Genomic DNA, 14,467 nt, shown 5'->3' with positions numbered 1-14,467 from the left:
GCCGTGTGCACGACATCCCGCCACGGCCCCGCCCGACCGGTCAGCCTGCCCGGTCCGCCTCCATCGCGTCGATGAGGCTCTTGGGCCGCAGATCCGTCCAGTTCTTCTCCACGTACTCCAGGCAGGCCGCACGGCTGTCCTCGCCGAAGACCTTGGTCCAACCGGCCGGGATGTCGGCGAACGTCGGCCACAGCGAATGCTGGTTCTCGTCGTTCACCACGACGTAGAAGCGGCCGTTCTCGTCGTCGAATGGATTGGTCATGATCGATCGTTCCTCTCGTTCAGGGAAGGCGGCCGTGTGGCCGACCCGGGATTGCGCTCTGGTGCACGTCGTCCACGCCTATATCGTCATCGGTCCCCCAGGCGTTCCGCGAGCCAGGGACCGATGATCTCGAGCGATGTGGCATCGGCGAGTCCCAGGTGATGGGCATCGACATCGATGTTCGCGATGGTCCCGGTGACGTATCGGCGCCACGACGCGCGGACCGCGGCGGGGTCGGTCTTGTCGGCGGTCGCGGTGACCACCGCGAGGGGCCCGTCGAAGACGTCCGGACGATGGGTCGTCACGATGGTCTCAGCGGCCTCGAAGCTGTCCATCACCCACTCGACCTGTTCGGCGCGGAGCAGACCCATGGCGGCGATCTGCTCGCGGACCACGCCCGCGACCTCCTCGGGTGTCCGCGCGTGGACGTCGTCGCCGAGATCGAACAGATCCCGCCATCCGCCGAGCATGTCCCCGACGACCGCGCCGCCCGCCTGATCGGTCGGGTCGTCCGCCACACCATGCGATGCCGAACGCTCCGGGGTGTGATCGGCGGGCGCGGCGGCGTCCATGATGCCCAGGAATGCCACCTCGGCGCCGTCGGCCTGCAACATCGTCGCCATGGCGTGGGCGACGTGGCCACCCAGCGACCAGCCGAGCAGGTGATACGGACCGTCCGGCGACACCCGCCGGATCTCCTCCACATACCGCGCGGCGAGTTCGTCGACGGTGGCCGCGCTCGGTTCTCCGGACACCACATGCGGGTCCTGCAGACCGTAGATCGGCCGATCGTGCAGATGCGGGGCGAGCCCGCCGTAGAACCACGCCAGTCCGCCGGCAGGGTGCACGCAGAACAGCGGTGCCCGGCTGCCACCACGGCGCAGCGGCAACACGATCTCGCTCGTCGTGCCACCGTCGCTGTCACCCGCGATGCGGCCGGCCACACCGCGCACCGTGGGATCACTGAACAGCCACGAGAGTTCGACGTGCGGGGCGTGATCGCGCAGTCGTGACACCACCCGTGTGGCGGACAGCGAGTTCCCGCCGAGATCGAAGAATCCGTCGGTGGCGCCCACCTGATCGACTTCGAGGACGTCCGCGAACACGGCGGCCACGCGGCGCTCGGTGTCCGTCACCGGTTCGACGTAGACCGTGGGCTCGGTCACCGGTTGCGGCAGAGCCTTCTTGTCGAGCTTGCCGACCGGGGTCATCGGCAGGGTCTCGAGGACGGTGAACGACGCTGGGATCATATGCCGCGGAAGATGATCCGCGAGATGGTCACGTAGCCGCTCGACGTCGAGGTCCGCGTCGCCGACGACGTAGGCCGTGAGGGCGGTGACCGGCTGTCCGACACCGAGTACCACGGCCCGCCGGACATCGGGATGCGAACCGAGGACGGTCTCGATCTCACCGAGTTCGATCCGCAGGCCGCGCAGCTTCACCTGGTCGTCGCTGCGGCCACCGAACTCGATCGTGTGCCGGCCGTCGCGGTCGAGCGCCCAGCGGACCACGTCACCCGTCCGGTACATCAGTTCGCCGGGGCGGCCGTGCGGGGATGCCACGAAACTCGCCGCCGTCTGACCGGCCCGTGCGAGATAGCCACGGGCCAGCGCCTTCCCGATGACGTAGAGTTCGCCCGGCGTTCCGACGGGCACCGGGCGCAGTCGGCTGTCGAGCACCACCAGTCGCACCCCGCGGAACGGGCTGCCGACGTAGATCGGTTCGCCGGCCTGCATGGGCGGTGTGTAGGTGACGGCTATCGTCGCTTCCGTCGGCCCGTACGCGTTGTACAGGTCGACGTGCGGAACCCACTCGTCGACAAGCGTCTGCGGCACCACTTCGGCACCGGTGGTCAGCGACCGCATATGCGGTAGGCCTTCGGCCCTCAAGGTGGCGGCCACACTGGTCGGCACCATTGCGTGAGTGATCCGCTGCTCGGCGAGATACCGGTGGAGATCATCCCCACCCACCGCATCGGCCGGCCGATAGACCAGCGTGCCCCCGCCGAACATGGTGACGATCAGCTCGAAGATCGAGACGTCGAAACTCGGCGACACATATCCGAGCGTGCGCGAACCCGGCTCGTAGGGAATTGATTCGATGGAGCCCATGGTGAAGTCATAGAGGCCTCGGTGGGTCACCGCGACACCCTTGGGCCGTCCGGTCGATCCCGACGTGTAGATCACGTACGCCAGGTTGTCCGGGCGCGGAACCCCGCGCAGTTCGGCTGGTGACAGCGGGTCCGCCGACATCTCGCCGTCGGGAGTCCGGCCGCTCTCACCATCGCTGCCGTGGACCTCGTCGCCCGCCAGGGTCAGCCATCGCGGCCCCGTGCCGGCGAGATCGGCGATCCCCGGCACGGTCAGTCCCAGTTCGGCGCCGCAGTCATCGATCATGGCCATGACGCGATCGCGTGGGTAGTCGGGGTCGATCGGGACGAACGCGGCACCGGCCCGCGTCACCGCCCAGATCGCGGTCATCAGCTCGACCGAGCGTGGGATAGCCAGGGCCACACGCGAATCCGGTCCGACCCCCGCCGCGATCAGGACCCGCGACAACCGGTTCGCCCGTTGATCCAGCTCGGCATAGGTCAGCGTGTTGCCCGACGCGTCGGCGACCGCCTCCCGGTCGGGCCACGCCCGCGCCGCCCGATCGAACATCTCGCCGAGCAGCATCTGGCCGTCGGACGCCGGCCCCGACACCGGCACCAGCTGCGCGCGCTCGGTGTCGTCGAGCAGATCCACGTCGCCGACGGCGATCTCCGGCGACCCGGTCACCGCGTCCAGCAGCCCGACCAGGCGGCGCGCGAGTGCGGCCACCGTCGACTCGTCGAAGAGGTCGGTGGCGAAGACGACCGACCCGGTCCACGGCAGGCCCTCGGGCGCGGCGGACACCGCGACCGTGAGGTCCACCTTCGCCGACACCTCGGGGGCGGTGAGTGGGGTGATCTGCATGCCGTCGATCTCGGCTCCGGCGAGGGCGGCCGGCGCGAAGTCCGCGACCGCGGACTGGTCGAAGGTGAGCGACACCTGCGTCAGCGGCGCGAAGGCCTCCGATCGCACCGGGTTGAGGCGCTCGACCACGGCCTCGAACGGCACGTCCACGTGCTCGAAGGCGTTCACGTCGGCCCGCCGCACCTGCTCGACCAACTCCCCGAACGAGTTCGCCGGATCGACCGGCGTGCGCAGCACCAGGGTGTTGACGAACATGCCGACGAGATCGTCGAGCACGCGGTGTCCACGTCCGGCCGTCGGTGTGCCGATGGCGATGTCGTAGGAGGACGACAACCGCGCCAGCAGGACGGCGAGTGCGCTCTGCACCACCATGAACGGTGTCGCCGCATGGGCCTGCGCCAACGCGGCGACCCTGCTCGCGACCGTGGCCGGTATCTCGAAGTGCGCCAACGCCCCCCGATTGGTGGCCACCGGTGGGCGCGGACGATCGGTCGGGAGTTCGAGGACATCGGGCAGTCCCGCGAGTTCGTGCTCCCAGAAATCGAGCTGCCGTCCGATGACCGACTCCGGATCGTCGGGTGCGCCGAGCTCACGCTGCTGCCACAGCGCGTAGTCGGCGAACTGTACGGCGAGGTCCGGCCGCTCCGGCGCCGCACCCCGACGGCGTGCGGCGTAGGCGGTCATGAAGTCGGCGACCAGCGGGGCGATCGATTCGCCGTCGGCCGCGATGTGGTGCACCACCACGGCGAAGACGTGCTCATCGACCGCGGCGCGCCAGAGGCGCACGCGAACAGGTGATTCCGTCGTGACGTCGAACCCGACCGACAATGCGGCCTCGAGATCGGCACGGTCGTCGACGACCGCCCAGTCGAGTCGCGCGCCCACGTCATCGGCGCCGTGCACGAGCTGGCGCGGGATGCCGTCGGCCTCGGGGTACGTCGTCCGCAATATCTCGTGGCGTGCCACCACATCCGTCGCCGCGCACTGCAGGGCCGCGACGTCGAGGGCGCCCTTCAGGTGCAGGACGATCGGGATGTTGTAGGTCGCCGCGGCCGGGTCGAACCGGTTGATGAACCACATTCGTTGCTGGGCGAGGGACAGCGGTACCTCTGCCGGACGCGGCGTCACCGCCACGATCGACGATGCCTGCTGACCCGAGCCGGGCGCCACCCGTGCGACCAGCTCGCGCACCGACGGCGCATCGAACAGCATCCGCACCGGGATCTCGGCGTCGAGCGCCTCGGCGACCCGCGCCGCCACCCGGGTGGCCGAGAGCGAGTTGCCGCCCACGTCGAAGAAACTGTCGGTGACGCTGATCCGGTCCGTGCCGAGCACGTCGGCGAACACCTGCGCCACGGTCTGTTCGAGCGGCCCGGACGGCGCGACGAACTCACCGGCTCCGGCGAAGTCCGGTTCCGGCAGTGCGCGGCGATCGAGTTTGCCTGCGGTGTTCATCGGGATGTCGTCGAGCAGGGTCCAGATCGACGGACGCATGTACTCGGGCAGCGCCTGCGCGACATCACGTTTGACGACGTCGAGGTCGATGCCGTCACCGGCCAGATAGGCCACGAGGTGTTCACCCCCGCCGGGCGCGGTCGCCACGGTCGCGGCGGCGTGGACCACACCGGGCGAGCCGGCCAACACCGACTCGATCTCGCCGAGCTCGATCCGCTGTCCGCGGAGCTTGACCTGGAAGTCGGTGCGGCCCAGGTACTCGAGTTGGCCGTCGTGATCGACCCGCACGAGGTCACCGGTGCGATACAGGCGCTCACCGGGCTCGCCGAACGGATCGGCGATGAACCGCTCCGCGGTCAGATCCGGACGTGCGGCGTACCCGCGCGCGAGTTGGACACCACCGACGTACAGTTCTCCCGCCACGCCGGCGGGTACCGGCCGTAACCTGCCGTCGAGCACGTGGGACGTCGAATTCCACACCGGCACACCGATCGGGGTCGTCGAGTCGTCCTCGTCGATCACCTCGACACGCTGATAGGTGATCTCGACGGCGGCCTCGGTCGGACCGTACAGGTTGAACAGATCCGCACCGGGTATCTGCGCACGCGTCTGGGCGGCCACCGCAGGCGGCAGTGCCTCGCCCGTTGTCGACAGGATCCGGACGCTGTCGAGGGCGGCCAGTCGGTCGGGACCCGCGAGTTCGAGGAACACCGACAACATCGACGGTACGAAATGCACCATGGTGGCCCGATGCTCGACGATCTGGTCGGCGACATATACCGGGTCCAGGTGTCCGTCGGCCCTCAGGACCAGCGTCTGGGCGCCGATCATCAACGGCGCGAACAGTTCCGGCACCGAGCAGTCGAAGGTGTACGGCGTCTTGAGCACGACGGTGTCGGCACTGCCGATCGGCAGCTGATGCAGACCCCACCAGAGCCGGTTCAGCACCGCGTCGTGCGGAAGTGTGACGCCCTTCGGGCGGCCCGTCGAGCCGGAGGTGAAGATGGTGTAGGCGGCGTGCTCGGGCCGCAGCGGCGCGAGCCGATCGGCGTCGGTGACCGGTGTGGTGTCCCCGGCCAGGCCCGTCCGGGCGTCGACGGTGACGATCTCGACGCCGACCTCCGTCAGTGCGGGCGGCATCGAACCGGGCGCGACGAGCACCGATGCGACCCCGGCGGTCTCGACCATGTAGCCGATGCGATCGGCGGGTGCGGAGGTGTCGATCGGGACGTACTGGCCACCGGCGGTCACGACGGCATGAACGGCGACGACCATCTCGACCGAGCGCGGCATGCAGATTCCGACCGCGACGTCGGGACCGACTCCCCGCGAGATCAATTCCCGGGCCAGCACATTGACTCGTCCGGCGAACTCGGCATAGCTGACGGCACGGTCGGCGAACCGCAGCGCGGTGGCCCACGGGGTCCGCTGCGCCTGCCGCGCGACGATCTCGCCGATGAACTCGTCGCTGACGAGCACATCGGCACCCTGTGCGCGCTCGGCGTTCTCGAGCAGCTCCGATCGATCGAGGATCTCCGCGTCGCCGACGCGTCGCCGCGGGTCCGCGGTCAGCGTGTCGAGGAGACGGACGAACCGGTCGGCGACGGACCGCACGGTCACCCGGTCGAACAGATCGGCCGCATAGACGATGTCACCGCGCCAACCACCGTCGACGCCGTTCGTGGCCACCCCCACCGACAGATCGAGCCGGGCCGGCGGAACACCCGGATCGGCGACCGGCGTCACCCGCAGGCCGGGAGCGTCGTCGACCGGGTCCTCGAACGCGGCGAGCGACTCGCCCGCACGTACCAGGCTCTGATCGAAGGAGAGCATCACCTGTGCCAGCGGCGCGAACGCCTCCGAGCGAACCGGATCGAGTCTCTCCACGAGGTATTCGAACGGTACGTCGGCGTTGGCGAGCGCGTCGAGGTCGGTCCGACGGACGAGGTCGAGCACCTCGCCGAAGGTTGCCGCGCCGTCGACGCCGGTGCGCAGCACCAGTGTGTTGACGAACATCCCGACGAGGTCGTCGAGAGAGGCCTGCCCCCGACCGGCGGTCGGTGTGGCGATCGCGACGTCCGACGTCGCCGACAGCCGGGCCAGCAGCACCGCGAGCGCGCCGTGCAGGACCATGAACTCGGTGACACCGTGGTCGCGGGCCAGCGACTCGATGCGATCGACGATGCGTCGCGGGATCGAATACTCGACGAGTCCGCCACGCATCGACGCGACCTGCGGACGCGGTCGGTCGGTCGGGAGCTCGAGCACATCCGGCAGCCCGGCGAGCTGATCCGTCCAGTAGCCGAGTTGTCCACCCAGCACCGACGACGGGTCGTCGGCGGCGCCGAGCACCCGCTCCTGCCAGAGCGCGACATCGGCGAATTGCACGGCGAGTGGCGCGAATTCGGGTTCGCGGCCGGCGGCCCGCGCCTGGTAGGCGAGCACCAGGTCACGCACGAGCGGGCCCATCGACTCGCCGTCCGCGGAGATGTGGTGGGCGACCAGCAGCAGGGTGTGGTCGGCGGGACCGGAGTCGAGCAGACGCGCCCGGATCGGGAGGTCGACGGTCACGTCGAATCCGACGGCCGCGGCGGCGAACAGATCTCGTTCGGAGTCGGCGCTCCCCCAGTCGAGTCGGTCCGCGGCATCGGCGGGTGCCAGGATCTGCTGAACCGGGTCGCCGGCGACCTGCGGGTACACGGTCCGCAGCACCTCGTGACGGGTCATCACGTCGATAAGCGCCGCGCGCAACGCATCCCCGTCGAGCGGCCCCTCCAGGCGCATCGCCACCGGGATGTTGTAGGCAGGCGACCCACTGTCGAACTGATTGATGAACCACATCCGCTGTTGCGCGTTGGACAGGCGGATGCGATCCGGACGCGGTCCGGCGGTGAGCGGCTCGACGGCCCTGGAGCCCGGGGTCAGCCGGCCGGCCAGGGCTCGTACCGTCGGCGCCTCGAACAGGTCGCGGACCGCGAGGTCCACACCGCGCGCCTGCGCCACCCGGGCGACCACCCGGGTCGCCGACAGCGAGTTGCCGCCGAGCGCGAAGAAGTCGTCGGTCGCGCCGATCTCGTCGACGCCGAGGACCTCCGCGAACACCTGGGCGACGACTCGTTCGTCGTCGCCGTCGGGCGCCTGGAACACCGTGGTCTCGAGCACTGGTTCCGGAAGCGCCGCCTTGTCCAGTTTGCCCACCGGCGTCAGCGGCAGGGCGTCGAGGACGGTGAACGACGACGGCACCATGAAGGCCGGCAGTCGTTCGCCCAGCAGCGTTCTCAGATCGTCGACGTCGACCGGCCGGTCGGTGACCAGGTAGGCGGCGAGTGCGGTGGCGACCGAGCCCCCAACGCCGAGGACGACCGCCGACTCGACACCGGCGCAGGTTGTGAGGACCGACTCGATCTCACCGAGTTCGATACGCAGGCCCCGCAGTTTGACCTGGTCGTCGCTGCGGCCCGAGTACTCGACGACGAGCGCATCCGAGCCGTCGCGACGCCAGCGCACGACGTCGCCGGTTCGGTACATCCGTTCGCCGTCGCGGCCGTACGGGTCGGCGACGAATCGTTCCGCGGTGAGACCCGGCCGGTCGAGGTATCCGCGCGACAACGCGAGCCCGGTGGCATACAGTTCGCCGGTCACGCCGACGGGCACGGGACGGAGCCGGTCGTCGAGGATCATCAGACCGATACCGGCCAGCGGTCCGCCCAATCGGACCGGGGCGCCTGCGGCCATCGGTGTGGACAACGTGAGACCGATGGTGGTCTCGGTGGGTCCGTAGAGATTGTGGACGGCGACGTGACGCGACCAAGCGTCCACGAGCGTCTGTGGGACGGCTTCACCGCCGGCCATCAGGGCCGACAGATCCGGCAGCCCTGCGGGATCCAGGGTCGCCAGCACCGTGGGAGTCAGGAAGGTGTGGGTGACGCGATGCTCGCGCAGGAAGGTCTGCAGCACCTCACCTCCGACCGCATCGCCCGGCCGGTAGACCACCGTTCCGCCGGCGACGGTGGCGAGCAGGTATTCGAGCACGGACGCATCGAAACTCGGAGACGCGAAGCCGAGAACGCACGGTGGCGGGCCGTCGCCGGTGACGCCGAGTCGGGTCATCTCCTCGGCCGCGAAGTTCGCGAGCCCCGAGTGGGTCACCGAGACGCCCTTCGGACGTCCGGTCGAGCCCGAGGTGTAGATCACATAGGCCACGTTGTCGGGCCGGATCACGTCGCGGTGGTCCAGATCGAGGGGCGATGCGTCGAGCCCGTCGACCTGAGCGGTCACTTCGTCACTGTCGAGCTGCAGCCAGTCGAATCCCTCGTCGGGCAGCGATCCGGTGCGGGACACGGTGAGTCCGAGTTCCGCACGCGAGTCCGCCACCATCGACGCGACACGCGCGGGCGGGTAATCGGGGTCGATGGGCACATAGCCGGCACCGGTCTTCGCGACCGCCCAGATCGCCGTGAGCAGATCCGACGACCGGCCGATCGCCAGTGCGACCAGGGATTCCACGCCGATTCCCTGCCCGATCAGCCACCGCGCCAGACGATTCGACCGTTCGTCGAGCTCGGCGTAGGTACGTTCCGCACCGTGGGCGTCGCGGACCGCGACGCGATCGGGCCACCTGCGAGCCGCGGCGGTGAACAGATCGGCGAGCACCACGGGTTCGGTGCCCTCGCCACCCGACACCGGTGTGAGATCGGCGGATTCGCTGTCGTCGAGCAGTCGCGCATCACCGATGGCGCGACGCGGCGCGGCGGTGACGGCGGTGAGCATCCGGACCAGCTGGTCGACCATCGAACGCGCGGTGCCTGCGTCGAACAGATCGGTCGCATAGATCATCGAGCCCCGCCACGGCCGGCCGGGGGCGTCGGTGGCGAAACCGACGGTCAGGTCCACCTTCGCCGATTCGGCACCCGGATCGACCGGCTCGATCGTCAGGCCGTCGGCGGTGACCGCGGCCATCGACTCGTCGGTCGTCCGGTCGGGCGGCGTCGCATCGACCGTCAGCAGGACCTGTGTGAGCGGCGCGAAAGCTTCCGACCGCACCGGATTCAGGTGGTCGACGAGCTGTTCGAACGGAATGTCGGCGTGGGCGAACGCGTCGAGGTCGGTGGCGCGGACCGCGGCGACGAGGTCGCCGAACGGCATCCCCGGTTCCGCGGCCGTCCGCAGTACCAGGGTGTTGACGAACATGCCGACGAGATCGTCGAGGACCGCCTCACCGCGGCCGGCGATGGGTGTTCCGATCGCGATGTCGGTGGCCGACGACAAGCGGGCCAGCAATGCCGTGAGACCCGCGTGCAGCACCATGAACTCGGTGGCCCCGTGCTCCCGGGCGATGTCACGCACTCGGTCGGCGACGTCGGCCGGGACCTCGAAGTCGACTGCCGCACCGCGCATCGACGCCACGGCGGGGCGCGGACGGTCGGTGGGCAGATCCAGCACATCCGGGAGCCCGGCGAGTCGGGTGGCCCAGTGGTCGAGTTGCCCGCGCACCGGCGACGACGGATCCTCGGGGTCGCCGAGCACCCGGTGTTGCCAGAGCGCGAAGTCGGCGAACTGCACGGGCAGCGCCGGCAGGTGTGGTTGTGCGCCGCGTGCCCGGGCGGTGTACGCGGCGATCAGATCGCGAGCGAGTACGGGGACCGACTCGCCGTCCGCCGCGATGTGGTGGATGACGAGGACGACGAGATGGTCGGTGTCGGCGAGCGCGGCGACCCGTCCGCGGATCGGGAGTTCGGTGCTCACGTCGAACCCCTGGGCGACCACCGACAGGGCGCCCTCGGCGGTGTCGGTCACCGTCCAATCCAGCTGCGAGACGGCTGTTCCCACATCGACGACCTGCTGATACGGCCGGCCTGCCACGGCCGGGAAGACCGTCCGCAGTACCTCGTGGCGGGTCACCACGTCGTCGAGCGCGGCCCGCAGCGCCGCGCGGTCCAGATCTCCCGTCAGCCTGAGGGCGACCGGGATGTTGTAGGTCGGCGACGAGGTGTCGAACTGGTTGATGAACCACATCCGCTGCTGTGCGAACGACAATGGCAATCGGTCCGGGCGCGCTCCGGCGACCAGCGGTGGCCTCGCCCGGCCGGTTCCGGGCACCAGCGCCGCCGCGAGTTCCCGCACCGTCGGCGCATCGAACAGACTGCGCACGGCGACGGCGGAATCGAGCGCGTCACCGATTCGCGCCGCCACCCGTGTCGCGGACAGCGAGTTGCCACCCAGATCGAAGAAACTGTCGGTCACCGACACCCGTGCCATGCCCAGCACCTCGGCGAAGACGTCGGCGATCGCGCGTTCGGCATCGGTGGCGGCCGCGACGAATTCCCCCTCGGTGAAGACCGGTTCCGGTAGCGCCCGCCGGTCGAGCTTTCCGGCGGTGTTGAGCGGGATCTCGTCGAGCACCATCCATACGGTGGGCCGCATGTACTCGGGCAGGGCACCGGACACGGCGTGCCTGACCTCATCGAGGTCGAGGTCGTGCCCCGGGACGGAAGCCACGTACGCGACCAGATGCTCCGCGCCACCCGATGCGGCGGACACGGTGGCGGCGGCGTGGACGACGCCCGGTGCCGCGGCGATCGCCGCCTCGATCTCGCCGAGTTCGATGCGCTGGCCGCGCAGCTTCACCTGGAAGTCGGTGCGCCCCAGGTAGACGATCGCGCCGGAACCGTCGACACACACCAGATCGCCGGTGCGGTAGAGGCGGCTGCCGGGCGCACCGAAGGGATCGGCGATGAACCGCTCCGCGGTCAGGTCGCTGCGCGAGGCGTAGCCCCGGGCCAACTGCACCCCGCCGAGGTAGAGCTCGCCGGGGATGCCCGGCGGCACCGGCCGCAGACGTGAATCCAGCACGTGGGCAGTCGAGTTCCAGAACGGCAGACCGATGGGCACCGACGTGGCGGACTCGTCGACGGTGTCGACACGTTGATAGGTGATCTCGACGGCCGCCTCGGTGGGGCCGTAGAGGTTGTAGAACTCGGCGCCGGGCATCATGGCGCGGGCCTCGGCGGCGACCGCGGGCGGCAACGCCTCACCGGTGGTGGACAGGTACTTGACCGAGGTCAGGCGCGACAGGCGTTCGGGGCCTGCCACATCGACGAACACCGAGAGCATCGACGGCACGAAGTGCACCATGGTCGCCCGGTGTTCGGCGATCAGATCGGCGAGGTAGATCGGGTCGGCGTGTCCGCCGGGCCGGGCGACCAGCATCTGCGCGCCGGCGACGAGCGGCGCGAAGAGCTCCGGCACCGAGCAGTCGAAGGTGAACGGGGTCTTCTGCACCACGACGTCGTCCGCGGTGAGCGGGAACCGATCCAAACCCCACCACAGGCGGTTGACGACCGCCGCATGGGTCACCGTGACGCCCTTCGGCCGGCCGGTCGAACCCGACGTGAAGATGGTGTAGACCGCGTTGTCACCGGTGAGCGCCGCGGGACGGTCGGCGTCGGTCACCGGCTCGACCGTGTCATCGGCCGGCGACGATGAGTCGACGACGACGATCGGCGTCCCGGTGGTGCCGGCGGCCGTCCGCACCTCGCCGGCCGCCGCATCGTCCGGACCGGTGAGGAGAGCGGCGACGCCCGCGGTCGTGAGCATGTACTCGGCACGATCGGCGGGGGTGTCGACGTCGACCGGGACGTACTGCCCGCCGGCCACGACGATCGCATGGATGGCGACCATCATCTCCACCGAACGCGGGATGCTCACGGCCACCGCAACATCGGGTCCCACCCCGAGTGCCAGCAACTCACGCGCCAAAGCCGAGACCCGCGTCCCGAACTCCCGGTAGTCGACGACACGATCCTCGAACACCAGCGCCGGGTGGTCGGGGACGGTCGCGATCCGGGCGGCGACGAGCGCATCGACGGTCTCCGGCCGCACCGCGACCTCGTCTCCGGCCGCACGCACCAGGGCCGCGTCGCGCGCCGCTGCACTCAGCAGGTCGATGTCACCGATTGCGGTGTCCGGCCCCTCGACGACGTGTCTCAGGATCGCCACGACGGCCGCCGCGAATCCGCTGATCTCGTCGGCGGTGAACGCGCTCGGCAGGTACTTGACGTTCAAACCCAGGTCGTTCGCGGTCGGCGTGCTGAACAGGTTCAGCGGGTAGTGCGTGGCGTCGGTGAAATCGATGCCGGCGATGCGCAGCCCGGCCGCCCGGCTGCCATCGGCGACGGCGTCACCGTCGATCGGATACGACTCGAAGATGGTGAGGGTGTCGAAGCCGACCTCACCCACCTCCGCGGCGATCTGCGGCAGTCCCAGATGCTGGTGGTCGAGCAGTCGGGTCTTGCTCTCCTGCAGGGCGCGAACCGCGTCGGCGATCGTCGTCCGCGGCTCGACGGACACCGCCACCGGCAGGGTGTTGATGAAGAGGCCGATCATCGATTCGACGCCATCGATCTCGGGGGGCCTGCCGGACACCGTCTCACCGAAGGTCACCGTGTCCTGCCCCGTCATCCGGGACAGCAGGACGCCCCACGCGAACTGGACGACAGTCGACAACGTCACGTTCGAGGTGCGCGCGAACTCCTCCAACCGGCGGGTGGTGTCGGAGCCGACGAACACCGCGTGCTCGGCCGGCATCTCCTCGACGGTGGCGGCGGCGCCCGTCGAGACCAGCGTCGGACCGTCCACGATGGACAGTTCGTCACGCCAGGCATCGAGCGCGGCGCTGCGGTCCTGCCGATACAACCACTCCAGGAAATCGGCGTAGTCGGTTGTCGTCGAGCGGGTCTCGTCGTCGTCGACGACGTAGCCCTCGATCAGATCGGCCAACACGAGCGGTCCGGACCACCCGTCGAACAACAGGTGGTGGTTGGTGACGATCAGCGCGGCGCGTGGCCCGGACTCGCCCGGGAGCGTCGCCAGTACGAACCGGATCAGCGGCGGTGCGGCGAGGTCGAAGCGCTCGACCCGCTCGGCCACCGCGATCTCGTCGAGACGCGCATCCGCCGCAGCCACCGTCTCGCCGCTCAGATCAACAGTGCGCCACGGAAGTTCGACCGACTCCGGCACCACCACGGCGAGCGCACCGCTCGACGGTTGCACAAAGCCGGACCGCAGCACCCGATGATGTGTCAAGAGGCGCGCAGCGGCCCGCCGCAGGCGGTCGGCGTCCTGATCGCCGTCGAGTCGGATGACGGACTGGGTGACATACACGTCGACGGAGGCGTCGGTTCCGTCATGCCGGGCCGCCTCGACGTACAGGCCCTGCTGCAATGGCGACATCGGCCAGATGTCGGCGGCGGGATAGCGCGCGGCGAGGTCGTCGAGGTCGCGCTGGGTCAGATCGGCGCCCGGCACGTCGGAGGGCGTGAGCCCCATGTCGCCGACCCGGTCGACCTCGTCGACGAGCACTACCAGAGTGTCCTGGAATCCGCCGACGATCTCGGCGACCTCCGAGCCGCTCAGGGCGTCGGCGGGATAACCGAATTCGGCGACGATCTCGCGTCCGTGTGCACCGCCACCGATGTGGACGTGCACGTTGAGCGCGGCGAGCGCGCGCATCCCGCCGGTGACCGTGCCGGGCAGCGTCGGCGCGTCCGTCGCGAACGCGAATCCGCGATCGTCGGCGCCCTGGGTGGAACCCACCGCACCCGCGCCTCCCATGAAGTTGTAGAGGACGGGCGGCAACGGACGGTTGCGGAGTTCGCTTCCGGCGGCGTAGCGCAGCGGCGCGAAGCCGATGCCCTTGTCCGGGGTGGCGGCGAGGAGTTCCTTGACCGCGCGCACCGTGTCCACCGGCGCTCGATCGCCCGCCGCCGGCGTCACGTTCACCGGGGTGAAGGCGGTG

General features: G+C 69.8%; 2 protein-coding genes (1 of these 2 cut by a window edge). Both read right to left on the bottom strand.

The annotated features are described in order from the left end of the window. Window positions 1–40 precede the first annotated feature (40 nt). A complete protein-coding gene (locus tag ACPXCG_RS07620; protein WP_425790727.1) occupies window positions 41–262 on the bottom strand; it encodes an MbtH family protein in 222 nt (73 codons plus the stop codon). A gap of 86 nt (window positions 263–348) precedes the next feature. Further along, on the bottom strand, window positions 349–14,467 hold the final stretch of the coding sequence (locus ACPXCG_RS07615) for a non-ribosomal peptide synthase/polyketide synthase (protein ID WP_425790725.1). The gene runs 39,542 nt beyond the window's last position; the window shows 14,119 of its 53,661 coding nt (coding positions 39,543–53,661); its start codon lies beyond the right edge, outside the window; it ends in the stop codon at window positions 349–351.

It is taken from the genome of Gordonia sp. DT218 (assembly GCF_049847105.1).
Taxonomy (GTDB): domain Bacteria; phylum Actinomycetota; class Actinomycetes; order Mycobacteriales; family Mycobacteriaceae; genus Gordonia.
The sequence above is the reverse complement of the archived record's forward strand: the minus strand, read 5'-3'. Positions and strand labels throughout refer to the sequence as shown.

Bases quoted from the DNA above. Each gene is read 5' to 3' on its own strand.
- ACPXCG_RS07620 (WP_425790727.1), bottom strand. From the start codon at position 262: ATGACCAATCCATTCGACGACGAGAACGGCCGCTTCTACGTCGTGGTG.